Genomic DNA, 24147 nt, shown 5'->3' with positions numbered 1-24147 from the left:
CAAAAATCGCCAGCCTTTATTCGGAGGGCACGTATTCTACAACTTCCAGGTCGAAACCGGATATCGCATTAAATTTCATCGGTGCGCTCATCAGGCGCATTTTGCGTACGCCCAGGTCGCGAAGGATCTGCGAACCGGCACCGACGATGCTGTAGGTGGTCGGTTTTTTCACCGGCACCTGATCGGCGGTTTCGCGGATATGCGCCAGCAACACGTCACCATCCACCGGGTTGCCCAACAGCAACACCACACCGCTGCCTGCCTCGGAGACCGCAGCCATGGCGGCGCGCAGGCTCCAACGGCCCGGTTGCTTGACCATCAGCAGGTCGCGCAGCGGGTCCATGTTGTGCACGCGCACCAGGGTCGGCTCTTCAGCGCAAATCTTGCCCAGGGTCAGCGCCATGTGCACGTCGCCTTCCACTGAATCACGGTAGGTCACCAAATTGAATTGGCCCAGTTCGCTGTCCAGCGGCTGCTCGGCAATCCGCTGAACGGTACGTTCGTGGATCATGCGGTAGTGAATCAGGTCGGCAATGGTGCCGATTTTGAGGTTGTGTTCGGCGGCAAAGGCTTCAAGTTCAGTACGACGGGCCATGGTGCCGTCGTCGTTCATCACTTCGCAGATCACCCCGCTTGGCTCGAAACCAGCCATGCGCGCCAGGTCGCAGGCGGCTTCGGTGTGGCCGGCGCGAGCGAGGGTGCCGCCCGGTTGGGCCATCAGTGGGAAGATGTGACCCGGGCTGACGATGTCTTCAGCCTTGGCGTCTTTGGCGGCGGCAGCTTGCACCGTACGTGCGCGGTCTGCGGCAGAAATACCGGTGGTCACGCCGGAGGTGGCTTCAATCGATACGGTGAACTTGGTGCCAAAACCCGAGCCATTGCGCGGCGCCATCAGCGGCAGCTTGAGCAATTCGCAACGCTCACGGCTCATGGGCATACAGATCAGCCCACGGGCGTGCTTGGCCATGAAGTTGATGTGCTCAGCCTTGCACGCTTCGGCGGCCATGATGATGTCGCCTTCGTTCTCACGGTCTTCGTCATCCATCAGGATGACCATCTTGCCTTGGCGGATGTCTTCAACCAGTTCTTCGATGCTATTGAGCGCCACGCGGCACCCCCTTGGTCAGGATTTCAGGTAGCCGTTAGCGGCTAAAAAACTTTCAGTGATGTTCCCAGAAGCTGGCTCTGCGGCCTTATCGCCCAACAACAGGCGCTCCAGGTAACGGGCAAGCAAGTCAACTTCCAGATTCACCCGGCGACCTGGCTGGTACGACGCCATGATGGTTTCGCTCAGGGTGTGGGGAATGATGGTCAGTTCAAAGTCGGCGCCATTCACGGCGTTCACGGTCAGGCTGGTGCCGTCGACGGTGATCGAGCCTTTGTGGGCGATGTACTTGGCCAGTTCTTTTGGCGCACGGATGCGAAATTCCACGGCACGCGCGTTTTCGCTGCGCGAAACCACTTCGCCGACGCCGTCGACGTGGCCGCTGACCAAGTGGCCGCCCAGACGCGTGGTCGGGGTCAGGGCTTTTTCCAGGTTGACCGGGCTGCCGGCCTTGAGGTCGTTCATCGCGGTGCAGTCCAGGGTTTCCCGGCTGACATCGGCGGCAAAGCCGTTGCCCGGCAGCTCGATGACGGTCAGGCATACACCGCTGACGGCGATGCTGTCGCCCAACTTGACGTCGCCGAGATCCAGCTTGCCGGTTTCAACCAGCAGGCGGATGTCGCCGCCTTTGGGGGTCATGGCACGGATGCTGCCGATGGATTCGATAATGCCGGTGAACATGGCCTTCTCCTGGAAAACGGGACGGGCGTTTGAGCGCCCGGTCAGAATTATACGCTCGCTGGTGGCATAGGTATGGCAGTGACTCGCCAGTCGTCGCCAACAGCGCGCATTTCAGTGATCTTGAGTTGGGGGGCGTCGGCCAGTTTCTCAAGCGGCCAGTCCAGCAAAGGCCGGGCGGCGGAGCCGAGGAACTTGCCGGCGACGAATATCACGTACTCGTCCACCAGCCCTTGCTGGGCAAACGCGCCCGCCAGGCTCGGCCCGGCTTCGACCAACACTTCGTTGACGCCACGGGCGGCCAGGGCGACCAGCGCCGAACGCAGGTCAACCTGACCGTCAACGCCCGGCACAACCAGGCACTCGGGGCCACGGGGGAATTGGTTCTCCGGCGTCACACAGGTGATCACCAACGCCGGGCCAGCCTTGAAGAACGGCGCGTTGAGCGGTACCCGCAGGCGCCCGTCGATCAACACGCGCAACGGCGGGCGGGACATGGCCAGCGCCGTGTTGGCTTCATCCAGGCCCAATTCAGCGGCGCGCACGGTCAGCCGGGCGCCGTCGGCCAAGACGGTATCGGCACCGGTCAACACCACACTGGCCTCGGCACGCAGGCGCTGCACGGCGGCGCGGGCAGCTGGGCCGGTGATCCATTGGCTTTCGCCGCTGGCCATCGCGGTGCGGCCGTCCAGGCTCATCGCCAGCTTGACCCGCACAAACGGCAGGCCGTGTTCCATGCGTTTGAGGAAACCCGGGTTCAGCGCGCGCGCTTCACTTTCCAGCACGCCACTGCAGGTTTCGATACCGGCTTGCGCCAATCGCCGCAAACCGCGGCCGGCCACTTCGGGGTTCGGGTCCTGCATCCCGGCCACCACCCGCGCCACACCGGCGGTCACCAGTGCGTCGGCACACGGCGGTGTGTGCCCATGATGGCTGCAAGGTTCCAACGTCACGTAGACCGTGGCGCCGCGCGCCTTGTCGCCAGCGGCGCGCAGGGCATTCGGTTCGGCGTGGGGTTCGCCGGTGCGCTCATGCCAGCCTTCGCCGACAATCTGCCCGTCACGCACAATCACGCAACCCACACGCGGGTTGGGGTGAGTGGTGTACACGCCCTTGCGCGCCAATTCGAGGGCGCGTGCCATGTAATGGGCGTCGAGCACAGCCTGTTCAGCAGAGGGTGGGTTCATTTCTTGACCGGCTCACGGGCCAGGCGGTCGATTTCTTCGCGGAACTCATTGAGGTCCTGGAAGCGTCGATACACCGAGGCGAAACGGATATAGGCGACTTCGTCGAGCTTTTGCAGCTCGCCCATCACCAGCTCTCCAACCACCAGGCTCTTGACCTCGCGCTCGCCGGTCGCGCGCAGCTTGTGCTTGATATGCGCCAGCGCCGCCTCCAGCCGCTCGACACTCACCGGGCGTTTTTCCAGGGCGCGCTGCATACCGGCGCGCAGTTTTTCTTCGTCGAAAGGCTGGCGACTGCCGTCGGACTTGATCAGACGTGGCAGTACCAGTTCGGCGGTTTCGAAGGTGGTGAAACGTTCACCGCAGCCAGAGGCCAGGCATTCGCGCCGGCGACGTACTTGATCGCCCTCGGCGACCAGACGCGAGTCAATGACCTTGGTGTCGTTGGCACCGCAGAAGGGACAGTGCATGGTGGCAGGCAACAAAAAAAGGGAGGGCCATGGTAGCGCATCCCTGTGGCAAGACAAGCCATAGCCTTTACGGTATATAGGCTGACTATTATGTTTCATATTTTTTAAGCCACGGATTTTGTCCTTTCTGGAGCCGTACATGCAGTTACGACCACTTGTTTTACTCGCCCTGTTCAGTTTTCTGGTCGCCTGCAGCAGCGAAGCCCCCAAGCCTTCGACGCCTCAACCAACGCCCGCCCAAGAGAAAAAAGTCCCAGGCATTGAAGACCTCGGCCCCCTACCGGCCTATCAACGGGAAATCAATGGCAACCTCACCAACATCCCCGCCGGTGCCGAAGTCGAACTGGCACTGCTGGTGATCGACGAGCGCAACCGCCCGCAGCAACTGCTCGCCAGCAGCGTATTGACCGGCAACGGCAAGCCCCTGGCCTTCCGCCTGCGCTTCAACCCCGAAGCCTTCCCGGCCGGTGCACGCGTTGAACTGCGTGGGCGCGCCAGCCAGTCCGGCCAGTTGATCTTGCACCTGCCCGCCGTGCACATCACCCAGGCGATTACTCAGACCACCGGCCCCCTGCAACTCGTCAAGGCACCATGACGCCACCGCTGGACTTGCAACGTGCCCTCAGCGAACTAATCGGCGACGCACACCTGGTGCCCTGCCCGCTGCCGGGCACCGAGTTATCGTTGTGGCTGTTGGACGCGGACAACATGGACCGCGCCTTCAGCCCCGAAGAAACCCGGCGCATCCTGCATGAGCCGCCGTACTGGAGTTTTTGCTGGGCCAGCGGTTTGGCGCTGGCGCGCTACCTGGCGGCGAACCCGCAGTGGGTCGCCGGCAAACGTGTGCTGGATTTCGGCGCCGGTTCCGGCGTGGCCGCAATCGCCGCCGTCAAGGCGGGCGCACAGGAAGTGGTGGCCTGCGACCTTGACCCATTGGCCTTGGCGTCCTGCCGGGCGAATGCTGAGCTCAACGGCGTGCAGCTGGGTTATTCAGCGGACTTTTTCGCCGAAGCCGACCGCTTCGACCTGATCCTGGTCGCCGATGTGCTCTACGACCGTGCCAACCTGGCGCTGCTCGACCAGTTCCTGACGCGCGGCCGCGAAGCCCTGGTGGCTGATTCGCGGGTGCGGGACTTCCAGCACCCGGCTTATCAGCGTCTGGGAATCCTTGATGCGCTGACGTTGCCCGACTTGGCCGAGCCTTGGGAGTTCCGCAAGGTGAGCCTGTACCATTCGCGGCGCCCTTGAGGCCATCGCGGGCAAGCCCGCTCCCACAGTTGACCGCGCCCCTCTGTGGGCGCTGGCGTGCCTGCGAGAGCGATCGTGAATCAACCACGCTTTCAGCCAACCGTGGCAGCCCTTATAGTTGCCCCATTCCCGCTTTATTCGAGATGCCCCATGAGTGAGCCCACGCCGTACATCTTCGACGTCACCACCGCCAACTTCGACCAGGCAGTTATTCAGAACTCCTTCGAAAAACCCGTACTCGTGGATTTCTGGGCCGAGTGGTGCGCGCCGTGCAAGGCGTTGATGCCCATGTTGGCGAAAATTGCCGAGCGTTATCAGGGCGAGTTGCTGCTGGCCAAGGTCGATTGCGAGGCCGAGCAGGATATCGTCGCGCGCTTTGGCATTCAAAGCCTGCCCACCGTGGTGCTGTTCAAGGACGGCCAGCCGGTGGATGGGTTTGCCGGGGCGCAGCCGGAGTCGGCGGTGCGGGGGATGCTGGAGCCGCATGTGCAGATGCCGCCGCCCGCCGCGGCTGACCCGTTGGAACAGGCCCAGGCGCTGTTTGCCGAAGGCCGTATCAGCGACGCCGAAGCGGTGCTGGTGGCACTATTGGGCGAAGACAACACCAATGCCGCCGCCCTGATCCTGTACGCGCGCTGCCTGGCCGAACGCGGTGAGTTGGGCGAAGCCCAGGCCGTGCTCGACGCGGTGAAAAGCGATGATCACAAAGCCGCCCTCGCCGGGGCCAAGGCGCAGATCACCTTCCTGCGCCAGGCTGCCGACCTGCCCGACGCCGCCGACTTGAAAAGCCGCCTGGCGCAAAACCCGCAGGACGATGAAGCGGCCTACCAGTTGGCGATTCAGCAACTGGCACGCCAGCAATACGATGCGGCGCTGGAAGGTTTGCTCAAGCTGTTTATCCGCAACCGCAGCTACAGCGAAGGCTTGCCACACAAGACCTTGCTGCAGGTGTTCGAACTGCTCGGCAATGACCACCCGTTGGTCACCGTGTACCGGCGCAAGTTGTTCGCTGCGCTGTATTAATCGCCGACCCAACTGTACAGCGGCGTATCGCCGCCGCTGGCTACCTTCACCTTGGCGCTATGGCGCAGACGCACCAGCAGGCGCTTGCCTGAAGCCGCATCGCCGGCCAAGCCTTCCAACTGGTCGAGCAATTCCAGCCCGTTGAGTTGCCCGGCCATGCGCAACAGGTCCTGGGCGCTCTGCCACAGATCGTCGCTCTGTTTGACCGGCGCAGCCGTTGGCTCGCTCGGCGCGGGGGCCGCGTGCAAGTGGGCGCCCAAGCGCGCCCAATCGCCGTCGTCCAGCTCCAGGGTCAAGTCCACCGGCAGGTCGCCGACGGTTCCACGAATTCGCAACATCGCCCTTACTCCTGCACTTTTCTGACAGGCATGCTCCCACGCGGCTTGCGCAACGCCAAGCGGGCGGTCAAACTCTGGCACTATTGTTATAAGATCACATAACAAAACTTTCATGTTCTGGAGCCTTCTCATGCGCCGTCTGCTGCTTGCTTTGCCGTTTGCCCTGTTGCCATTGGCTATCGCCCATGCTCACGACGATCATGACCATGAGCACGGCAGCCTAGGCGCTCATGAACACGGCGTCGGCCGCCTCAACGCAGTGCTCGACGGCCAGGCCCTGGCGCTTGAGCTGGACAGCCCGGCAATGAACCTGGTGGGTTTCGAACACCTGGCCACCAGCGCCGCCGACAAAGCCAAGGTTGCCGCCGCACGCAAACAGCTGGAAAACCCGCTGGCGCTGTTCAACCTGCCCAAGTCCGCCGGTTGCGTGATCAGCACCCAGGAACTCAACAGCCCGTTGTTCGGCGACAAGCCTGAAGCCGATCATGACGACGATGACGACCACGCCACCGACGGCAAAGGCACGGCCGCCCACGAACATCATCACGACCACAGCGAAATCCACGCCCACTACCAGTTCACCTGCGCCACGCCAACAGCCCTGAGCAATCTGGACCTGAGCCAGGTGTTCAAGACCTTCCCCGCCACCCAGAAAATTCAGGTACAACTGATCAGCCCAAGCGGCCAGCAAGGTGTGGAAGCAACGGCCCAGGCAGCTACCCTGAAATTCTGATCTAAAAAAACCAGTCACTGCGGGAGCTGGCTTGCCTACTCCCACAGGTGATCGGCGCCATTTCCTACAACCAGGCGACACTGATTTCCCATGACCCAAGCGTTAATCGAACTGTCCGACCTGGGCTTCAACTGGCCCGGCCACCCACAGTTGCTGGACATCCCCGCCTTCCGCCTGGAAGCTGGCGAAACCCTGTTTCTCAAAGGCCCCAGCGGCAGTGGCAAAACCACGCTGCTCGGGCTGTTGGGCGGTGTACAGAAACCCAGCCAGGGCAGCATTCGCCTGCTCGGCCAGGAGCTGACCGCACTCTCGGCCGGCGCCCGCGACCGCTTCCGCGTCGACCACACCGGCTATATTTTCCAGCAGTTCAACCTGCTGCCATTTTTGTCGGTGCGCGAGAACGTCGAGCTGCCTTGCCACTTCTCCAAGCTGCGCGCACAACGGGCGATTCAGCGCCACGGCAGCGTTGACCAGGCTGCCGCGACCTTGCTCGCGCACCTGGGCTTAAAGGATAAAGACCTGCTGGAGCGCCGTGCCGACTCACTGTCCATCGGCCAGCAACAACGGGTGGCTGCTGCCCGTGCGTTGATCGGCCAACCGGAACTGGTGATTGCCGACGAACCCACCTCGGCCCTGGACTACGACGCTCGCGAAGCCTTCATTCAGCTGTTGTTTGCCGAATGCCGTGACGCCGGTGCCAGCCTGTTGTTTGTCAGCCATGACCAGAGCCTCGCGCCGCTGTTCGACCGCCACCTGTCGCTGGCCGAACTCAATCGCGCCGCCACGCCCGCAGAGGTTTGAGATGTATTTGTTTCGTCTAGCCATGGCCAGCCTGGCTAACCGCCGCTTTACCGCGATCCTCACCGCCTTCGCCATCGCGCTTTCAGTCTGCTTGTTGCTCGCGGTGGAGCGCGTGCGGGTTGAAGCGCGCAACAGTTTCGCCAGCACCATCAGCGGCACCGACCTGATCGTCGGCGCGCGCTCGGGCTCGGTCAACTTGCTGCTGTACTCGGTGTTCCGCATCGGCAACGCCACCAACAACATCCGTTGGGACAGCTTTGAACACTTCGCCGCCAGCCCGCAGGTGAAATGGGCGATCCCGATTTCCCTCGGCGACTCGCACCGTGGCTATCGGGTGATGGGCACCAACGAATCCTACTTCGAGCACTACCAGTACGGCCGCAAGCAACACCTCGAACTGGCCAGCGGCCGCGCCTTCGCCACCGACCCATTTGAAGTGGTGCTCGGTGCCGAAGTGGCCGATGCGCTGCATTACACGCTGGGCGACAAGCTGGTACTGGCGCATGGTGTCGCGGTGGTCAGCCTGGTGAAACACGATGACAAGCCGTTCACCGTGGTTGGCATTCTCAAGCGCACCGGCACGCCGGTTGACCGTACGCTGCACATCAGCCTCGGCGGTATGGAAGCGATTCATATTGATTGGCACAACGGCGTGCCGGCCCAGGGCAAAGGCCGCATCAGCGCCGATCAGGCACGCAATATGGACCTGACCCCGCAAGCCATCACCGCGTTTATGCTCGGCCTGAACAACAAGATTTCCACCTTCGCCCTGCAACGCGAGATCAACGAATTCCGTGGCGAACCGATGCTGGCGATCCTGCCCGGCGTGGCCCTGCAAGAGCTGTGGAGCATGATGGGCACCGCCGAAAAAGCGCTGTTCGTGATCTCGCTGTTCGTGGTGCTGACGGGTTTGATTGGCATGCTCACGGCGATCCTCACCAGCCTCAACGAGCGCCGCCGCGAAATGGCGATCCTGCGTTCGGTGGGCGCCCGGCCCTGGCATATCGCAACGTTGCTGATCTTCGAAGCCTTCGCCCTGGCTTTGTCCGGCGTGGTGGCGGGCGTCGGCTTGTTGTACGTGTGCATCGCCGCGTCGCGCGGCTACTTGCAGGCCAACTATGGCCTGGACCTGCCGATGTCGTGGCCCAGCGAATATGAATGGACGTTGCTCGCCGGTATCCTGGCGGCGGCGCTGTTGATGGGCAGCGTGCCCGCGTGGCGCGCCTACAGACAATCCTTGGCCGATGGCCTGTCCATACGTTTATGAGGAAGGCGTCGATGCGTCGTGCCCTGTTTGCATTGTTGCTGTGGGTGGTGGTGCCCGCCTGGGCGCAAGATCAGCCCAAGGACCTGTCCTGGCAGGAGATGATCCCGCCGGACGCGCCGCCGGAAATCCCCAATATGAAGCCGCTGCACGACTTGTCGAACATGGCCGATGCGTTGTCGGTCGAGTCGGCGCCGGCCGCGAAACAGGACTTGCCCAACGCGCCGGTGGTGCAGAGCCTCGACGGTAAGCACATCCGTTTGCCGGGTTACATCGTGCCGCTGGAAGTCAGCGAAGAAGGCCGCACCACCGAGTTCTTGCTGGTGCCGTATTTCGGCGCGTGCATCCATGTGCCGCCACCGCCGTCGAACCAGATCGTGCATGTGAAAAGCGAAATCGGGGTGAAACTCGATGAGCTGTACCAGCCGTATTGGATCGAAGGCGAGATGCAGGTCAAACCGTCTTCGAGTGAATTGGCGGATGCCGGTTATCAGATGGATGCGCAGAAAATTTACGTCTACGAACTTCAAGAGTAGCGGGTTATTACGGTTTCATTGAGCTGAGTCAAAAGCCCGACAGGAACGATCTTTACCATTGGATGTATCTCTTTTAATACATCCTCTGGAGCTCCCATGAACAAGTCCCTGCTCGGCGCGTCGCTTGTCGCGCTCGCCCTCTGCGCCCCTGCCGCCCATGCTCATGAAGCGGGCGATATTCTGATTCGAGCCGGTGCAATCACCGTGAATCCGAAGGCAGACAGCAGCAGCGTCAAGGTTGATCAGGGCCCTTTGGCAGGCACCAACCTGGGCGGCAAGGCGACCATGAGCAGCGACACTCAATTGGGTCTTAACTTCGCCTACATGCTGACCAACCACGTTGGTATCGAATTGCTGGCGGCCACACCGTTCGAGCATGACGTGAAGATCAAGAACACGGCCCTCGGCGCTGCCAACGGCAAGCTCGGTACGCTGAAACACCTGCCGCCAACCTTGAGCGTCGTGTACTACCCACTGGACAATAAATCCGCCTTCCAGCCGTACGTGGGCGCCGGTATCAACTACACCTGGATCTACGACGAGCACGTCAGCAGCCGCGCCGAACAAGCTGGTTTCAGCAACTTCAAGGCGGAGAACTCTTGGGGCTGGGCCGCGCAGATCGGCGCCGACTACATGATCAACGACAAGTGGATGATCAACGCCCAGGCGCGTTACATCGACATCAGCACCAAGGCCACCGTGGACAATAACGCGCTGGGCCAAGGCACCCGCGCCAAGGTCAACGTGGACGTCGACCCGATGGTTTACATGGTCGGTATCGGCTACAAGTTCTAAACCCGGTTTAAGTCACACTGCATAACCCATGTGGGAGCGGGCTTGCTCGCGAAAGCGGTGGGTCAGTCGACTGAGTTGTTGACTGACACTGCGCATTCGCGAGCAAGCCCGCTCCCACATTTTTGGTTTGTGTGGCGTCAGCTGCGCCGGTAGAACCGATCCAGCAACGCCGGTAACCCCGCCCGCCAGGCGCGTGGCTTGATGCCGAAGGTGTGCAGGATCTTCTTGCAAGCCAGCACCGCATGTTGTGGTTCATCCGCCGCATCCGGCCGGGCCGCATGGGCCTGGGCTGTAGGGGATTCAATCGCCAATGGGTGGAAACTGCGCGCTTCGGTAAGAATCGCCTGGCCCAGCGCCAACGGCGTGGTCGCCTCGTGCCCGGCGTAGTGATAAGTGCCCCACAGCGGCGCCGCGCAATCAAGTTGCTTGAGCACCGAGATGATCACCCGCGCCGCGTCGTCCACCGGCGTCGGGTTGCCGCGCCGATCATCGGCCATCAGTAACTCATCCGGCGTCTCGGCCCGGGCCAAAAAGCGCCCGAGGGTGCCGTCGACGCTGTCATCGAGCAACCAGCCAAAGCGCAGCAACACATGCTGCGGGCACGTGGCGCGCACGCTCTGTTCGATGCGCCACAACGCCTGGCCGCGCAGGCCCAGGGGCACCGGCTCGTCTTTTTCGCTGTAGGCGGTCGCGCGGGAGCCATCGAATACGCGGTAACTGGACGGCTGCAGCAAGGTGATGCTGTGGTGTTGGCACAGTTCGGCCAGGCGTTCGATAGCGAATTCCTGAGCGGCCAAACGGGTTTCGCTGACCGCTTCGGCCTGAAACCAGTCGAAATAGTAGGCGAGGTTGATCAACGCATCGGGACGGGTGTCGTCGAGCAATTGGGTGAGGCTCGCGGCATCCCAGCCGTCTTGGGGCGGTTTGGGGGCGAGGAAACCGATGTCTTCCTCTGCACCGAGGCGAATCAGCGCCTGCCCGAGGGCATTCCCGCCGCCCAGTAACATAAGGCGCATTCGCATAGAGTGTGCAGGCCCGGTCTGTTTGGAACGATGGTTATTGTCGACGGGCGGGTAACGCCTGCCGTAGGTTTATTCCAGAATCGTTGCATTTTGCGGGTTTGTAGCGCAACCGTCACGGACAAAGTGCGGGGTTGCAACTTGGCACCGCTGGTTGCATATGAGGGTTATGAACCTTCCTGAATCAACCGACACGGTCTTGGACGGCTTTCACCCCGCCGTCAGCACCTTGTCGGCACGCTGTTGCCGGGCAGTAAGGTGCCGGCGGTGAGTGGCGCGGGATCAGTAGGCGGTGCAGGAGAAGTTGATCAGGCAGTGAACCTGTATTGACCGCACTGGCCTCATCGCGGCATAGGTATCTACACATCTTTTTATGGGTTGAATTCTTTGGTTGTCGCGGGGGCGCTGGGTATGTATCCGTAATTTGGGTAACGGATATGTACTCATATCTACCTGAAAACCCCGTAGAAAAGCTTAGCGCAACACAAAAAATTGCGTAGATACCCCTGCTCATCGCGCGCAAGCACGGCTCCCACATGGGAACGCATTCCCACTGTGTGTGGCTTGCCTGCGATGAGGCCCGCACGGCCACCACGAATTATTGAGGCCTGGGCTGCTCGGTCAACACCACCGAAGCCTGCACCTCGGCATCCGGCTCATCCACCTCGGCTGCGCGCTTAGGTAACCACACCGGCTGTGGATAAGTTTGCGCGAAGCGCACCTCATCACAGTTATCCACACGCTTTTTCAAACGCTGGTTAAACGCACGGCTCACCGCATATTGCCCGCCCGACACCGTGCGGAACTGCGCGGTGAGCACCACGCCGTTGAGGTCCATTTTGTCGACGCCGAACACCTCCAGGGGCCCTTGCAGGTTGTACTTGAGGAACACGTCGTCGCGAATCGACTGCCCCGTCTCGCGGATCAGCTCCACAGCCTTGTCCACGTCGGTGTCATAGGTGAACTGCACCGAGAAGAAGGCATAGGCAAATTGCCGCGACTGGTTGGTGACCGCCTTGATCTGCCCGAACGGCACCGAGTGCACAAAACCCTTGCCGTCGCGCAGACGCAGAGTGCGGATGGTCAGGCCTTCGACCGTACCGGCGTGGCCGGAGTCGAGCACCACCCAATCGCCAATGGACAGCGTGTCTTCGATGATGATGAACAGGCCGGTGATCACGTCCTGCACCAGTTGCTGGGAACCAAAACCGATGGCTAGGCCGACCACACCGGCACCGGCCAGCAGCGGCGCGACGTTGATACCCAGGTTCGCCATGGTGGTGATTGCGCAGATCACCACCAGGACGATTTTCACCGCGTTACGCAGCAGCGGCAGGATGGTTTTGATCCGGGTACTGGGCTGGCGGCTGGCGTGTTTATTCACCGGTGGCTTCAACGCTTCCTGGATCGCAGTGTCGAGCACCACCCAGAACAGCCAGGTCAGCAGCAGGATCAGACCGATGCTGCTGAGTGAGCCGCTAATGGCGCGGCCCACCGAATTGCGCTGGGCAAACTCGAACAGCGAGATACCCCAGATACGCCCGAGGATTTCAATAAACGCGATGGCCATGGCAATGCGCAAGAGCGCGTACAACAGGCTGAGGAAACGTTCTTTGTAAGCACTGCTGCGCTGAATCGCCGCCTGGCTGCGGGACTTGAACAGGTGTTGCAGCACCGTGCTGAGAAACACCGTGCCGATCAGCAAGAGGGTGGTCAACAACGCGCAGCGCAGGGCCTCCTGGTTATCGTCGCCGGCGCCGATCAAGTTGATGGCAGAGACCAGCACCATCAATAGAATCGGCCAATACCACAACCCGGAAAATACCCGCAGCGATTGCTGCAACTCTGGGTGTTTGAGGCGCTGGGCCAGTGGCCGATTGCGGATCAAATGCGCCACCGGACGACGCAGGCGCACCACTAACACACCGAAAATCACCGCCGCGAACAGGCCGGTGAACACCGCGATGCTGCTGGTGATATTGCCACCCAGTTGCCGAGCGATTTGCGGGCTGGTCAGCGCGTCGCTGAGGGCAGCGAGGAAGCCGATCAGGAACAGCGGCTTGGGGCAGTAGTCACGAATGATCCGTACCGCAGGACGTTTGTGGCCGACGTTGAACATGACGTTAACGCACAACAACATTGAAGTGGAAAAAATGCCGCTGCTGGTCGCGTAGGCGAAACACAGCGCCAGCGCGCGCCCCGCAGACGAGGGCAAGAAGTGGCTGACGTAGAGGGTCAGCGGCAGGCAAATAATGGCCGCCATCGTATAGGGCACCACATACCCAAGTACCGCTTGCAGGCGCTCGCGCTGTTCGACGAAATGCCGCCGACACAAGCGTTGCACCATAAAGCGCCCCAGCAGCATCAACACCGCAAAGGCACCCACCCATACCGCGGACAGCAACAGGAAGTCCCCGGCCACGCTCCACGGCGAACGTTCGGCGGCCTGGTCGACCAACCGCCCTACTTCGTCCGCCGCACGATCGGCACGCAGACGCCAGACGTCGATGAGGTTTTGATTAAGGTCGAGTTTGTCCTGGACGTCGTCGATGCTGGCGCTGATAGCGCCAAGCAGGCCGCCTTCTACCAACAACTCCGGCTTGGCGGGCGTTTGCGGTGCGGGCCCGGCGGCCGCCGCTTGCAGTGCACCGCTACTGCAAAACAGCAGCGCCCCGAGCAGTAATGCAGCCTTTAGATTCAGCAAAACACCGCGCTCCTTCAGCAGGGTCTGTTAGGAACTGACGGGTTTTCATCCTGATCGTTCCCTGGCGTTGTCCGCACAAGCCAGCACCCGACACTGCGCGCCTGATTGAGCAACACCATCAATCTCATGGGGGAGCGGGCTTGCCTGCTGCACATTTTTTACCCTGTACCGTCTGTAGGACCGTGGAAACTTTCCAGCAAAAACGGCAGTCATCCCAAAACGGAGGTCACTTGACCCTACATCCACGGGAGCAACCATGGCGGCGATTTACATCGGCATTTCCGGCTGGCGCGGGGGGGTCTACCCCGAGGGGCTGACCCAGAAACGCGAATTGCACGTTGCGTCACGCGCCGTCCACCACAACGAGCACAACATCGAGCCGAGCGCATTGGCGAAGCCTGCGGTGTTGCTATGACGCATCCGGAGTTGATCCCCGCCACGCCCACTACAGCCATCACCCGCTTCACGGTGCTGACGGTGAATATCCACAAGGGCTTCACCGCGTTGAATCGACGTTTCATCCTGCCCGAGTTGCGTGAAGCGGTGCGCAGCGTGGGGGCCGACATGGTGTTCCTGCAGGAAATTCACGGCACCCACGAACGCCATCCCGAGCGCTACAGTGATTGGCCGAAAATGCCGCAGTATGAATTCCTCGCCGACAGCATCTGGCCTCAGTTTGCCTATGGGCGTAACGCGGTCTACCCGCATGGCGACCACGGCAATGCGCTGCTGTCGAAATTCCAGATCGTGCGCTACGACAACCTCGACATCTCGCAAAGCGGCCATGAAAGTCGTGGCCTGCTGCACTGTGTGCTGCGCCTGCCAGGCACCGGGCAGGAGGTACACGCAATTTGCATGCACTTGGGTTTGCGCGAGGAGCATCGCCAGCAGCAATTGCGTTTGCTCGAACAGCGCATCAGCGAGATTCCCGCTGATGCACCGCTGGTGATCGCCGGTGATTTCAACGACTGGCGCCACAAGGCCGACCTGAGCCGCAGCGGCCTCAAGGAAGTGTTCGTCCAAACCTATGGCAAGCCCGCGCGCACCTTCCCGGCGCGTCTGCCGTTGCTGGCGCTGGATCGCATCTATGTGCGCAACTTGAAAATCCACAACCCCAAGGTGCTGACGACCCGACCTTGGTCCCATCTGTCAGACCACGTGCCGCTGTCAGTGGAGATCGAGCTATGAGTGTCGCGGTAGAGCACATTGCCACCGATCAGCCGCCGGATGCGTCCAAGGCACGTGATCTCGATTACGGCTGGCAGGAAGGCAACCAGCTCGAGCTGCTGGAGAACGGCGAGGCGTACTTTGCGAAGGTCTTTGACGCGATGCGCGAGGCACAGCGGGAGATCCTGCTGGAGACGTTTATCCTTTTTGAAGACAAGGTCGGTCATGAACTCAAAAGTATTCTGATCGAGGCGGCGCAGCGCGGCGTGAAGGTGGTGGCCAGCCTGGATGGGTTCGGCTGCGGCGAGCTGAGCCCTGCCTTTCTCGGCGAGCTGGCGCAGGCGGGCGTGTTGGTGCAGATGTTCGACCCGGCGCCGAAAATATTGGGGGTTCGCACCAACTGGTTTCGTCGTCTGCATCGCAAGATTGTGGTGGTGGACGCGACGGTAGCGTTTATTGGCGGGATCAATTTTTCGGCGGATCACTTGGCTGATTTCGGTCCCGAAGCCAAGCAGGATTACGCCGTACACATCATCGGCCCAGCAGTGGCAGACCTGCACCACTTTGCCCTCGCACAAAGCGGTCGCCAGGTTCGCTCCCGGCGCGGCTGGCGACGGCGCCAGCAACGACCGTCGCTGTGGACAACTGCTAACGGCGAGGGCCTTGTGCGCCTGATTTATCGCGACAACCTGCAGCACCGCGACGACATCGAAGAGGCGTATATCCACGCGCTGAGCAAGGCGCAAAAACGCGTGGTGATTGCCAACGCGTACTTCTTCCCCGGCTACCGCTTGCTGCGCGAGATCCGCAATGCCGCGCGCCGTGGCGTGCACGTGCAACTGATCATGCAGGGCCAGCCGGATGTGCTGTTGGCCAAGCTGGCGGCGCGCATGCTCTACGACTATCTGCTCAAGGATGGCGTGGTGATTCACGAATATTGCCAACGCCCGCTGCACGGCAAAGTTGCGCTGGTGGATGACGAATGGAGCACCGTGGGCTCGAGCAACTTGGACCCATTGAGCCTGTCACTGAACCTGGAAGCCAACGTGCTGATTCGCGACCGTGCGTTCAATCAGCAACTGTATGAGCGCCTGGAAGTACTCGCGAAAAATCATTGCCAGACCATGCCGGAAAACCGCAAGCCACGCTTGTGGTTATGGCGGTTGACCGTGGGGTTTCTGGTGTTTCATGTGATGCGCCATTTCCCCGCATTGACGGGCTGGCTACCGGCGCACAAACCGCGCTTGAAACCCTTTGAGAGCCAGGCCCATGACTGCTGAAGCCGGCAGCTCGCGCCTCAAGCGCTGGAAGAAACCGCTGACCATCGCCTTCTTTCTGGTGCTGATCGTGCTGTTCACCTTGCTCGCTCGGCGCATCGACTGGAGCGACGTGCTGCAGACGCTGGGTGACTTCAAACTGCGCACGCTGTTGATCGCTGGCGTGCTGACCTTGTGCAGCTTTCTGGTCTACGCCAGCTTCGATCTGATCGGCCGCACCTACATTCGCCAATCTCTGACGTGGAAGCAGATCCTGCCGGTGGGGATTATCAGCTATGCGTTTAACCTCAACCTGAGTGCGTGGGTCGGTGGCATCGCCATGCGTTATCGGCTGTATTCGCGGCTCGGGGTGAGCACCGGCAATATCGCCAAGATTCTTGGCCTGAGCCTGGCCACCAATTGGTTTGGCTACATGGCACTGGCCGGCGTGGTGTTCAGCAGCGGGTTGGTGACAATGCCGCCGGGCTGGAAGGTCAGCACGTTTGCCTTGCAGGGCATTGGGGTGTTGCTGGTGTTGGTCAGCCTGGGTTATCTCGCAGCCTGCCGGTTTTCAAAAAAACGCGCGTGGTCGATCAAGGGCATCGAGATCAACCTGCCTTCTTTGCGCATGGCCTGTTTGCAGTTGGCGTTGGGCGCGTTGAATTGGTCATTGATGGCGGCAGTGATCTTTACCTTGTTGCCAGCCAAGTTGGACTATCCACTGGTGTTGGGGGTGTTGCTGATCAGCGCGATTGCCGGTGTGGTCACCCATATCCCGGCCGGGCTCGGGGTGCTGGAGGCTGTGTTTATCGGACTGTTGCAGCATGAGGCGTCGCGGGGCAGTCTGCTCGCGGGGTTGATTGCCTACCGGGCGATCTACTTTATTTTGCCGCTGTTGATCGCGCTGGTGATGTACCTCGGGGTTGAGGCTAAGGCCAAGGCGTTGCGAGTGAGGAAGACACCTGCCTGAGAAATGTGTGAGTGGTCTGGCGCCTTCGCGAGCACGCCCGCGCCTACATTCGACCGAGTACATCCTTGAAATAAGATCAAACGGTGGGAGCGGCGGTTCGACGCGTCGACTTGCTCGCGAAGGGGCCCTGAAGAGCACTGCATCAGCGCGATTGAATGATGCTCAACCGTTCGCCCACGACCATCTCGGTAATCCAGTCCACCAGGATCGAGGTGTAGGCTTGCTGGGACACCGGGTCGCTCAAGGAGTGATCGGCGCCGTCGATGATACGGTGGGTCAAGGAGTGGGTCTGCTGACACGCTGCGCGGTAACTCATGATTGTGGCATGGGGCACGTGCTCGTCGGTTTCCGATTCGACAATCAGCACATCGCCGGTGAATTGCGCGCAGGCATGCAGGGCGCGATTGGTTTCGGCATGCACCCGCGTGCTGCGGTAATCCATCAGGTCGGCCTTGTCCAGGTCACGCTTGGGCTTGAGCCATTCCTGGTCGCGGTACAACGCCGGCACACGCAGCGCCAGCCAACGCACCGGGCGCAATGAGGTCAGAATCGAAGCCAGGTAACCGCCATAACTGGTGCCCACCACCGCCACGGCCGAGGTGTCGATGGCCGGGTGCGACAGCAAACGGTCGTAGGCTGCCAACAGGTCGCGCAGGTTGTCTTCGCGGGTAACGCGAGACAACGCAATACCGTTGCCGGCGTGGCCACGCAGGTCAAAGGTCAGGCACACGCAACCCAGGCCGGCAATGCCTTTGGCGCGTTCAAGGTCCCGCTCCTGGCTACCGCCCCAGCCGTGCACAAACAGAACCCCCGGCACTTTGGATTTAGGGCTCAGGAATGTCCCGCTCATCTGTTCGTCGTCGATATCGATCGCAATGCTTTCGCTTCTAGCCGTCATAAGATTTAACCGTTACGTACTTGAGAAGAAAGTCGCTGTTTTCGGCGGGGCCGCGGTACACCTCAATGGCATCGGCTGGCAGCAGTTGGTCCACGTAGGTTTCCACCGATGACACGTGGATCGCGCGTAACCCCGGGTTGTTGACGAAGCTCTGCAGCGCCGCGACTTCCGCGCTACTGGCCCCGCCCATGCGCCAGGATTGTTCGAGCACGCCACTGCGGCGTTGGCCCTCACTGTCCAGGCCTTGGGCGATGTCGTAATTGCGCCGTGACGCGTAGAAACCAGGGTAGGCCTCATCGGCCGCCGTGTCGAAAACTTGGGCTTGTTCGATGGCCTGGCGCACATCGTCGGGCAGCTCGAGTTTCAAGAGGTCGCCGTAGTAGCCCGGTACGACCAGTAGGTTGGAACCGCCGTAAACCTCTTCGCCCTGCCCGTCCTGCGTGAGGTATTGCTCACCGCAATAGCTGAACACGTAATCGCCGATAAAACTCTGGCCAACGCTGTGGGTGATGACGCCATGCAGGTCTTGCTCGAGCACCACGCCTTCGGTGAATAACTTCGCCGCTTCAGGCCGCGCCAGCAGAGCTTCAAATTCGTCGAGACTGTGGATAACTTCCTGCCCGCGCCCGGCACAAGCATTTACAGGCTTCAGGCGAATCGGCCCACTGTAAAGCAAGCGTGTTGCTGCGGGCAGCGCGTCTTGCAGGGCGAACACACTGAGGCCATCGAGAACGACGTTGCGCACACGCTCGCCAAACAACGACGACCAACCCTCGGGCGCTGTTGCTTCAGGGCTCAGTAGGCCGTGGGTAATGGCTTTGGTGCAGATGAAGTCGTGATCGACATAGCCGCCCCACAGGTCTTGCGACCCGTTTACCTTTAGCTTGAGCGCTTGGGCCGCGCCTACCAGCGTTTGCGTGGGCAACAGGTAAAGCTCACGATCGGCATGTAACTGTGGGTCATAGCTGCCGCCGAATTTGAGCCCCAGTATCTGCGCCAGCCAGCGCGCCAAGGCGCGGTTGGTTTCGACTTCGTGCTGTGGTGCGCCCTCTCGTGTGGAGTGAGCAACCACGATTTTCTTGCGTTGAGTTGGGGTCATGCGTCCCCCTTGGCCATCTTGCCATGTGTGTGCACAGAGGGTTGCAGGGATCAAGCCAAGGCGCAGCGCAACAGGAGGGTTGTTAAATCAACCGGTTACTGGAAAAGTAGTGGCAGTAGGCCTGCTTGATTCTGCACGACGCGGCTTTAAACGCGCGGCGTTCTGCACGACTCACGCGGCTCTCGCCCCGGCACCCGCTAAAATGTTGGAGCCCTTCGACCTATCACGAGGCAACACGCATGGCCAAGCAAGCGCTCATCTTGATCGACATCCAGAACGACTACTTCCCACAAGGCAAGTGGCCGCTCGAAGGCGTAGACACGGCGGCGGACAAGGCCGCACAGGTGCTGCAGGCCTTTCGTCAGGCGGGCCATGCAGTCATTCATGTGCGCCATGAGTTCACCGCTGAAGACGCGCCGTTTTTCACGCCGGGTTCCGAGGGCGCGCAGTTGCATGCCAAGGTGTTGAATGAGGCGAATGAGCCGGTGGTGCTTAAACACTTTGTGAATGCGTTTCGCGGCACTGATCTGCGTGCGGTGCTGGAGCGACGCGCCATCACCGAAGTGGTCGTGGCGGGCAGCATGAGTCATATGTGCATCGACGCGGTGGTGAGGGCGGCGGCGGACCTGGGCTACAAGGTCACTGTACTGCATGACGCGTGCGCCACGCGGGATCTGGAATTCAATGGGCAAGTGATTCCGGCGGCGCAGGTGCATGGGGCCTATATGGCGTCACTGGCCTTTGGCTATGCGGGCGTGGTGTCAACGGACGAGTACTTGAAGGCGCAAGCGGCGGTATGACCGCCACTTGTTTGCCGAACTTCAGCGGGTTGCAATGATGAACAAGCGAGGGAATGGCAGCAACACGGTGCCATCGCCCAGAGCTGGGTAAGCCTGAGTAATCCGTGCCTGGTATTCGTGGAGGAAGGCGGCTTTCTCGCTATCGCTCAACGGTGCGAGAAAGGGCCGCAACGCCGAAGCCTTGAACCATTCCACTACGGCCGCGTGGTCCGCCAACGGGTGTTGGTAGGTGGTGCGCCAGACGTCAACGGTGTCGCAGTGTTTGCTCAGCAGCTCGTAATAGTAGCTCGCGGTATGCCGGTCATTGTGTTTAACCGAACCGATCTTCGCCGCCCACGGCCCCTCGGCCGCGATTTCGCGGGCCAGGCGGTGCGCAGGCTCGTCGAGGTTGTCCGGGGTTTGCACCGCCAGCGTGCCACCGGGCGTCAGTTGGTTGACCAGGTGCGGATAGAGCGTGGCGTGGTTCGCCAGCCATTGAAGGGATGCGTTGGCCAGAATCACGTCGAATTTTTGTGCGGGATTCCAGGCGCCGATATCCGCCAATTCGAAGTTCAGTGCCGGTAGGCGTTTGCGCGCATCGACAAGCATATCGTCGGAGCTGTCCAGGCCGGTGACGTGTGCCTGTGGAAAACGCTCGGCCAGCACTTCGGTTGAATTGCCCGGGCCGCAGCCCAGGTCGACGGCGGCACGCACATCCGCAGTAGGGATGGCCGCGACCAAGTCACGGACGGGACGGGTGCGCTGCTGTTCAAACATCGTGTACTGCTTGGCTGACCAGGTCATCGCGGCTTTCCTTCTTCTTGAGGTTGGCAACAGCCTAAATCTTGTGAGCCATGAGAACAAATGCCAGGATTGAGGCGCGCTCAGCCAATGGCACCCAAGAGAAATGAACAAAGAACATTGGGACATTCAATTTATCAAGCCTTGTCGTCATCCCCACGAGACTCATCGGATGTTGACGCCGGCGTACACGCTGCAAATGGCCCAAGCAGGCTATCTGGTTCAAATAAACCTGGATAATTGCTCAATACAAAGGATGGAAGACCTGACGGAAGCGGCGACCGTTGAGGATGTAGAACGAGTAGGGTTACTGCCCCTTTACAGGCTACTCAATGAAGGCAATGTTGCGCTCTCAGGCATCGGCGTTCATGAAATGCCTGAGTGGCGAGTCCGTACTGCCCAGCAAGCTTATGAACGCTTTTGCAGAAAGTTCTGGCCTGCCCATAAGGACGATAACGAGGCTACACAGCGCGCATACGATGCCAATGCCGCAGAGCAAAGGGTCACTTTTACCAACCTTGACGACGGTTCCAGACTCGTCTTTGGCTGTGCCTATACCGCCTTTTTACACATTCAAAACGTAAAACTGAATCACTCCAATCGCTCACCAGAAACTCAATTCTCGATCTATCTGCATGGCATGATCAGCATGATCGACATGGTGAGTGCATTTGAGTTGGAAATAGCGAAGTACGCCTTTTGGACGCTTAGCAAAAAGGCAATAAACCAGTTACCTCAAGCGGTAAAGCAGCGTAGGAAAGACATCATAGAGAACTTTGCCAAACCCAAATCGACGCTTGAAAAATGCAAAAGCTCCGCTTTCGACGCTGCGCTGGACCTATTCTGGTTAAGCGGTGCAAACGTATCAGACCTGAAAGGCGACATTGAAATAGCGGGAAAGAAGCTGAAGATCGACAGTTGGGTGGGCACCAACGATCACAAGCTGTACAGAATATCGCGTGACATTCACTCTTCTCCTTTCGAGGGTTCCACCATGAGACGCCTGGCCACAACCAGAGAAAACGAATTAGTGACCTCGCCGTATTGGATGAATGTCGACGCGGTATCGAAGGAACTGCTGCGCTACAGGCATGACCGGGGCCATTTAAAAATTGATAACTTTCTTCAACGCATCGACAGTTCGGTCAATCACCTGGAAAAAAACATCGAAAGGTTTTTCGCAGAAAAACCAAACGCTACTTCAATTTAGCGCTAAAACTCACCTACAAAGATCCGGGCTCTTTTTAGCGTGCCCATAAAAAAGCGGACCTGATCTCAGGGTCCGCTTTTTTTCTTAGGCTGATGATTTAGAACGGAATATCATCATCAAAGCTGTCGAAATCCGGAGCCGGCTGAGGAGCAGCCTGCTGTGGCGGCGGCGCCTGACGCGACTGTTGCGGTGCCGACTGCTGCGGGCGCGGAGCCTGCTGGCGGGGGGCCGGAGCGGACTGCTGGTAGTTATTGCCCCCGCCTTGTTGATCGCCCTGCTGTGGACGGCCGCCCAGCAGTTGCATGGTGCCTTGCATGTCTACCACGATTTCAGTGGTGTAACGCTTGATGCCGTCTTTTTCCCACTCGCGGGTTTGCAGTTTGCCTTCGATGTAGACCTGCGAACCTTTGCGCAGGTACTCACCGGCGATCTCTGCAACCTTGCCGAACATCGACACACGGTGCCATTCGGTCTTTTCGACCTTCTGGCCGGTCTGCTTGTCGGTCCACTGTTCGCTGGTCGCCAGACTCAGGTTGGTCACGGCGTTACCGTTAGGCAAGTAGCGAACTTCGGGATCCTGGCCGCATGTACCGACCAATATGACTTTGTTAACCCCACGGGCCATAACGTTCTCCTAAGCTGGGCGCGCTGTCGGCACTGGGTTGACCAGTTGCTCGAGCGTCGCGCGATCCAATAATTCGGTGTCCAATTTGATGTAAATGGCCGCCTCTTCAGCGACCACAACTGCATCTGTTACCCCTACGACGGCCTTCAGGCGTTCTACCAGACCGCTCTCACGGATCGCCTCGGGCGATAGCGGCAGACGCAGACTTGTGACGTAGGGAGGTTCGCGCATGGTAACAGCAAAGGCCAGCCAAAGTGCAGCCAGCCCGGCGCATCCGAGGAACACAACCGACAAACCGCCATGCTGGAACACCCAGCCACCCATGATGCCGCCCAGCGCAGAGCCGAGGAACTGGCTGGTGGAATACACCCCCATCGCCGTGCCCTTACCACCGGCCGGTGAAACTTTACTGATCAGCGAAGGCAATGAGGCCTCCAGCAGGTTGAACGCGGTGAAGAACACCACCGTGCCGATTACCAGCGCCCGCAGGCTGTCGCCGAACTGCCAGAAGAATAGCTCAGTGAGCATCAATGTCGCGACGGCGCCCAGGAGAACTCGTTTCATTTTGCGTTTCTTCTCGCCGTAGATGATGAACGGGATCATGGCGAAGAACGAGATCAGCAGCGCGGTAAGGTAGACCCACCAGTGCTGCTCCTTGGGCAGCCCGGCTTTTTGCACCAGGGCCAGTGGCAGCGCGACGAAGCTGCACATCAGCATCGCGTGCAACACGAAGATACCCAAATCCAGGCGCAGCAGGTCCGGGTGTTTGAGCGTCGGCAACAACGCCTTGCGTGCGACGCCGGACTCGCGGTGCTGCAAGGTGCCGGTGGAGCGCGGCACCATGAAGGCCACGATCACGATCCCGAACAATGCCATGCCGCCGGTGGCGAGAAACAGCCCGTGCAAACCGAACGCACGCGTCAGCAACGGGCCGACGACCATGGCCACGGCAAACGACAGGCCGATGGTCATGCCGATCATGGCCATGGCCTTGGTGCGGTGTTGTTCGCGGGTCAGGTCCGAGAGCAGCGCCATGACGGCGGCGGAAATCGCACCGGCGCCCTGCAGGACGCGCCCGGCTATGACGCCCCAGATCGAATCCGACTGCGCCGCGAGCACGCTGCCGAGGGCGAACACGATAAGCCCTAGGTAAATAACCGGACGACGGCCGATACGGTCGGAAATGATCCCGAACGGAATCTGAAACAGGGCTTGGGTCAGGCCATAGGCGCCAATCGCCAAGCCGATCAAGGCGGGGGTCGCGCCTGCGAGATCCATTCCATAGGTCGCCAGCACCGGCAACACCATAAACATGCCAAGCATACGGAAGGCGAACACCAGGGCCAGACCGCTTGCCGCTCGGGTCTCGCCGCTACTCATGCGTTCGCTGTGGGGATCGTGCATGGAAAAACCTCGTGTGAACCGGCGGCGATTCTACCAGTCC

General features: G+C 60.5%; 25 protein-coding genes and 1 pseudogene. 14 read left to right on the top strand and 12 right to left on the bottom strand.

The window, feature by feature from the left end:
* Positions 1-16 precede the first annotated feature (16 nt).
* The 4 genes from ribBA to nrdR are packed head-to-tail and all read right to left on the bottom strand — an operon-like array spanning position 17 to position 3437.
* Complete coding sequence (gene ribBA / locus E0F99_RS09140) at positions 17-1108, bottom strand: bifunctional 3,4-dihydroxy-2-butanone-4-phosphate synthase/GTP cyclohydrolase II (protein WP_083356550.1); 1092 nt, start codon at positions 1106-1108, stop codon at positions 17-19.
* Between the two features lie 15 nt (positions 1109-1123).
* Entirely contained in the window at positions 1124-1786 is a 663-nt protein-coding gene (locus E0F99_RS09135) for a riboflavin synthase (RefSeq protein ID WP_083356549.1), read from the bottom strand.
* A 47-nt stretch (positions 1787-1833) separates the two neighbouring features.
* On the bottom strand, positions 1834-2970 hold the full coding sequence (ribD, locus tag E0F99_RS09130) for a bifunctional diaminohydroxyphosphoribosylaminopyrimidine deaminase/5-amino-6-(5-phosphoribosylamino)uracil reductase RibD (RefSeq protein ID WP_083356548.1): 1137 nt from the start codon (positions 2968-2970) through the stop codon (positions 1834-1836).
* On the bottom strand, positions 2967-3437 hold the full coding sequence (nrdR, locus tag E0F99_RS09125; RefSeq protein WP_053258286.1) for a transcriptional regulator NrdR: 471 nt from the start codon (positions 3435-3437) through the stop codon (positions 2967-2969). The genes ribD and nrdR overlap by 4 nt, the downstream gene beginning before the upstream one ends.
* A gap of 139 nt (positions 3438-3576) precedes the next feature.
* Here nrdR and E0F99_RS09120 point away from each other — a divergent pair, with 139 nt between their 5' ends.
* From E0F99_RS09120 to trxA, 3 genes are all read left to right on the top strand, one after another.
* Positions 3577-4032 carry a YbaY family lipoprotein gene (locus E0F99_RS09120; protein ID WP_083356547.1) on the top strand — a complete coding sequence of 152 codons (456 nt, stop codon included), beginning with the start codon at positions 3577-3579 and terminating at the stop codon, positions 4030-4032.
* Positions 4029-4685: a class I SAM-dependent methyltransferase gene (locus tag E0F99_RS09115; RefSeq protein WP_083356546.1), complete on the top strand. Its 657-nt coding sequence runs from the start codon at positions 4029-4031 to the stop codon at positions 4683-4685. Before E0F99_RS09120 ends, E0F99_RS09115 begins: the two co-directional genes overlap by 4 nt.
* Positions 4686-4835: 150 nt before the next feature.
* The gene (trxA, locus tag E0F99_RS09110) at positions 4836-5708 is read left to right on the top strand and encodes a thioredoxin (RefSeq protein WP_083356545.1); all 873 of its coding nucleotides are present in this window, start codon (positions 4836-4838) and stop codon (positions 5706-5708) included.
* On the opposite strand, the gene E0F99_RS09105 is transcribed toward trxA, so the two are convergent.
* Positions 5705-6046 carry a hypothetical protein gene (locus tag E0F99_RS09105; protein WP_083356544.1) on the bottom strand — a complete coding sequence of 114 codons (342 nt, stop codon included), beginning with the start codon at positions 6044-6046 and terminating at the stop codon, positions 5705-5707. The genes trxA and E0F99_RS09105 overlap by 4 nt on opposite strands.
* A 130-nt stretch (positions 6047-6176) precedes the next feature.
* Here E0F99_RS09105 and E0F99_RS09100 point away from each other — a divergent pair, with 130 nt between their 5' ends.
* The 5 genes from E0F99_RS09100 to E0F99_RS09080 all read left to right on the top strand — a co-directional run bounded on the left by E0F99_RS09100 (position 6177) and on the right by E0F99_RS09080 (position 10175).
* Positions 6177-6779 carry a DUF2796 domain-containing protein gene (locus tag E0F99_RS09100; RefSeq protein ID WP_083356543.1) on the top strand — a complete coding sequence of 201 codons (603 nt, stop codon included), beginning with the start codon at positions 6177-6179 and terminating at the stop codon, positions 6777-6779.
* Positions 6780-6869: 90 nt separating this feature from the next.
* The gene (locus tag E0F99_RS09095; RefSeq protein WP_083356542.1) at positions 6870-7580 is read left to right on the top strand and encodes an ABC transporter ATP-binding protein; all 711 of its coding nucleotides are present in this window, start codon (positions 6870-6872) and stop codon (positions 7578-7580) included.
* Position 7581: 1 nt separating this feature from the next.
* Positions 7582-8847 carry an ABC transporter permease gene (locus E0F99_RS09090; RefSeq protein WP_083356541.1) on the top strand — a complete coding sequence of 422 codons (1266 nt, stop codon included), beginning with the start codon at positions 7582-7584 and terminating at the stop codon, positions 8845-8847.
* A gap of 11 nt (positions 8848-8858) precedes the next feature.
* Positions 8859-9380: a DUF3299 domain-containing protein gene (locus tag E0F99_RS09085; protein ID WP_083356540.1), complete on the top strand. Its 522-nt coding sequence runs from the start codon at positions 8859-8861 to the stop codon at positions 9378-9380.
* A gap of 96 nt (positions 9381-9476) precedes the next feature.
* A complete protein-coding gene (locus E0F99_RS09080) occupies positions 9477-10175 on the top strand; it encodes an OmpW/AlkL family protein (RefSeq protein ID WP_083356539.1) in 699 nt (232 codons plus the stop codon).
* A gap of 137 nt (positions 10176-10312) precedes the next feature.
* Here the strand turns inward: E0F99_RS09080 and E0F99_RS09075 are convergent, their stop codons facing one another.
* Both E0F99_RS09075 and E0F99_RS09070 read right to left on the bottom strand, forming a co-directional pair.
* Positions 10313-11197: a sugar nucleotide-binding protein gene (locus E0F99_RS09075; protein ID WP_083356538.1), complete on the bottom strand. Its 885-nt coding sequence runs from the start codon at positions 11195-11197 to the stop codon at positions 10313-10315.
* Positions 11198-11792: 595 nt separating this feature from the next.
* On the bottom strand, positions 11793-13898 hold the full coding sequence (locus E0F99_RS09070) for a mechanosensitive ion channel family protein (RefSeq protein WP_083356537.1): 2106 nt from the start codon (positions 13896-13898) through the stop codon (positions 11793-11795).
* A 256-nt stretch (positions 13899-14154) separates the two neighbouring features.
* Between E0F99_RS09070 and E0F99_RS30405 the strand changes: the two are divergent.
* From E0F99_RS30405 to E0F99_RS09055, 4 genes and pseudogenes are all read left to right on the top strand, one after another.
* Positions 14155-14298, top strand: a pseudogene (locus tag E0F99_RS30405) (DUF72 domain-containing protein); the annotation flags it as partial.
* A gap of 11 nt (positions 14299-14309) precedes the next feature.
* Positions 14310-15086: an endonuclease/exonuclease/phosphatase family protein gene (locus E0F99_RS09065; protein WP_083356536.1), complete on the top strand. Its 777-nt coding sequence runs from the start codon at positions 14310-14312 to the stop codon at positions 15084-15086.
* Positions 15083-16345 (top strand): cardiolipin synthase ClsB, encoded by a 1263-nt coding sequence (gene clsB / locus E0F99_RS09060; protein WP_083356535.1) that lies wholly within the window; start codon positions 15083-15085, stop codon positions 16343-16345. The genes E0F99_RS09065 and clsB overlap by 4 nt, the downstream gene beginning before the upstream one ends.
* Positions 16335-17291, top strand: a complete 957-nt coding sequence (locus tag E0F99_RS09055) for a lysylphosphatidylglycerol synthase domain-containing protein (RefSeq protein WP_083356534.1) — start codon at positions 16335-16337, stop codon at positions 17289-17291. The genes clsB and E0F99_RS09055 overlap by 11 nt, the downstream gene beginning before the upstream one ends.
* A 142-nt stretch (positions 17292-17433) precedes the next feature.
* Here the strand turns inward: E0F99_RS09055 and E0F99_RS09050 are convergent, their stop codons facing one another.
* Together E0F99_RS09050 and E0F99_RS09045 are read right to left on the bottom strand one after the other, a co-directional pair.
* A complete protein-coding gene (locus E0F99_RS09050; protein WP_083356533.1) occupies positions 17434-18189 on the bottom strand; it encodes an alpha/beta hydrolase family protein in 756 nt (251 codons plus the stop codon).
* A complete protein-coding gene (locus E0F99_RS09045) occupies positions 18179-19288 on the bottom strand; it encodes a DUF3182 family protein (protein ID WP_083356532.1) in 1110 nt (369 codons plus the stop codon). Before E0F99_RS09045 ends, E0F99_RS09050 begins: the two co-directional genes overlap by 11 nt.
* A 239-nt stretch (positions 19289-19527) precedes the next feature.
* Here E0F99_RS09045 and E0F99_RS09040 point away from each other — a divergent pair, with 239 nt between their 5' ends.
* Complete coding sequence (locus E0F99_RS09040) at positions 19528-20088, top strand: cysteine hydrolase family protein (protein WP_083356531.1); 561 nt, start codon at positions 19528-19530, stop codon at positions 20086-20088.
* Positions 20089-20109: 21 nt separating this feature from the next.
* On the opposite strand, the gene tam is transcribed toward E0F99_RS09040, so the two are convergent.
* Positions 20110-20871 carry a trans-aconitate 2-methyltransferase gene (gene tam / locus E0F99_RS09035; RefSeq protein WP_083356530.1) on the bottom strand — a complete coding sequence of 254 codons (762 nt, stop codon included), beginning with the start codon at positions 20869-20871 and terminating at the stop codon, positions 20110-20112.
* A 103-nt stretch (positions 20872-20974) separates the two neighbouring features.
* On the opposite strand from tam, the gene E0F99_RS09030 reads away from it, so the two are divergent.
* A complete protein-coding gene (locus E0F99_RS09030; RefSeq protein WP_083356529.1) occupies positions 20975-22078 on the top strand; it encodes a hypothetical protein in 1104 nt (367 codons plus the stop codon).
* A gap of 97 nt (positions 22079-22175) precedes the next feature.
* Here the strand turns inward: E0F99_RS09030 and E0F99_RS09025 are convergent, their stop codons facing one another.
* Together E0F99_RS09025 and E0F99_RS09020 are read right to left on the bottom strand one after the other, a co-directional pair.
* On the bottom strand, positions 22176-22703 hold the full coding sequence (locus E0F99_RS09025) for a single-stranded DNA-binding protein (protein WP_010467282.1): 528 nt from the start codon (positions 22701-22703) through the stop codon (positions 22176-22178).
* 9 nt (positions 22704-22712) lie between these two features.
* Positions 22713-24107 (bottom strand): MFS transporter, encoded by a 1395-nt coding sequence (locus E0F99_RS09020; RefSeq protein ID WP_083356528.1) that lies wholly within the window; start codon positions 24105-24107, stop codon positions 22713-22715.
* Between the last annotated feature and the right edge of the window lie 40 nt (positions 24108-24147).

It is taken from the genome of Pseudomonas antarctica, assembly GCF_900624995.1.
Classification (GTDB): domain Bacteria; phylum Pseudomonadota; class Gammaproteobacteria; order Pseudomonadales; family Pseudomonadaceae; genus Aquipseudomonas; species Aquipseudomonas antarctica.
Note: the sequence above shows the minus strand (reverse complement) of the source record. Positions and strands in the feature narration are given on the sequence as shown.

Coding starts and splice junctions, on each gene's coding strand:
- E0F99_RS09115 (WP_083356546.1), top strand. CDS start 4,029: ATGACGCCACCGCTGGACTTGCAACGTGCCCTCAGCGAACTAATCGGC.
- nrdR (WP_053258286.1), bottom strand. CDS start 3,437: ATGCACTGTCCCTTCTGCGGTGCCAACGACACCAAGGTCATTGACTCG.
- trxA (WP_083356545.1), top strand. CDS start 4,836: ATGAGTGAGCCCACGCCGTACATCTTCGACGTCACCACCGCCAACTTC.
- E0F99_RS09020 (WP_083356528.1), bottom strand. CDS start 24,107: ATGCACGATCCCCACAGCGAACGCATGAGTAGCGGCGAGACCCGAGCG.
- E0F99_RS09025 (WP_010467282.1), bottom strand. CDS start 22,703: ATGGCCCGTGGGGTTAACAAAGTCATATTGGTCGGTACATGCGGCCAG.
- E0F99_RS09065 (WP_083356536.1), top strand. CDS start 14,310: ATGACGCATCCGGAGTTGATCCCCGCCACGCCCACTACAGCCATCACC.
- tam (WP_083356530.1), bottom strand. CDS start 20,871: ATGACCTGGTCAGCCAAGCAGTACACGATGTTTGAACAGCAGCGCACC.
- E0F99_RS09080 (WP_083356539.1), top strand. CDS start 9,477: ATGAACAAGTCCCTGCTCGGCGCGTCGCTTGTCGCGCTCGCCCTCTGC.
- ribD (WP_083356548.1), bottom strand. CDS start 2,970: ATGAACCCACCCTCTGCTGAACAGGCTGTGCTCGACGCCCATTACATG.
- E0F99_RS09105 (WP_083356544.1), bottom strand. CDS start 6,046: ATGTTGCGAATTCGTGGAACCGTCGGCGACCTGCCGGTGGACTTGACC.
- E0F99_RS09090 (WP_083356541.1), top strand. CDS start 7,582: ATGTATTTGTTTCGTCTAGCCATGGCCAGCCTGGCTAACCGCCGCTTT.
- E0F99_RS09095 (WP_083356542.1), top strand. CDS start 6,870: ATGACCCAAGCGTTAATCGAACTGTCCGACCTGGGCTTCAACTGGCCC.
- E0F99_RS09045 (WP_083356532.1), bottom strand. CDS start 19,288: ATGACCCCAACTCAACGCAAGAAAATCGTGGTTGCTCACTCCACACGA.
- E0F99_RS09055 (WP_083356534.1), top strand. CDS start 16,335: ATGACTGCTGAAGCCGGCAGCTCGCGCCTCAAGCGCTGGAAGAAACCG.
- E0F99_RS09100 (WP_083356543.1), top strand. CDS start 6,177: ATGCGCCGTCTGCTGCTTGCTTTGCCGTTTGCCCTGTTGCCATTGGCT.
- E0F99_RS09040 (WP_083356531.1), top strand. CDS start 19,528: ATGGCCAAGCAAGCGCTCATCTTGATCGACATCCAGAACGACTACTTC.
- E0F99_RS09085 (WP_083356540.1), top strand. CDS start 8,859: ATGCGTCGTGCCCTGTTTGCATTGTTGCTGTGGGTGGTGGTGCCCGCC.
- E0F99_RS09030 (WP_083356529.1), top strand. CDS start 20,975: ATGAACAAAGAACATTGGGACATTCAATTTATCAAGCCTTGTCGTCAT.
- clsB (WP_083356535.1), top strand. CDS start 15,083: ATGAGTGTCGCGGTAGAGCACATTGCCACCGATCAGCCGCCGGATGCG.
- E0F99_RS09050 (WP_083356533.1), bottom strand. CDS start 18,189: ATGACGGCTAGAAGCGAAAGCATTGCGATCGATATCGACGACGAACAG.
- E0F99_RS09075 (WP_083356538.1), bottom strand. CDS start 11,197: ATGCGAATGCGCCTTATGTTACTGGGCGGCGGGAATGCCCTCGGGCAG.
- E0F99_RS09135 (WP_083356549.1), bottom strand. CDS start 1,786: ATGTTCACCGGCATTATCGAATCCATCGGCAGCATCCGTGCCATGACC.
- E0F99_RS09120 (WP_083356547.1), top strand. CDS start 3,577: ATGCAGTTACGACCACTTGTTTTACTCGCCCTGTTCAGTTTTCTGGTC.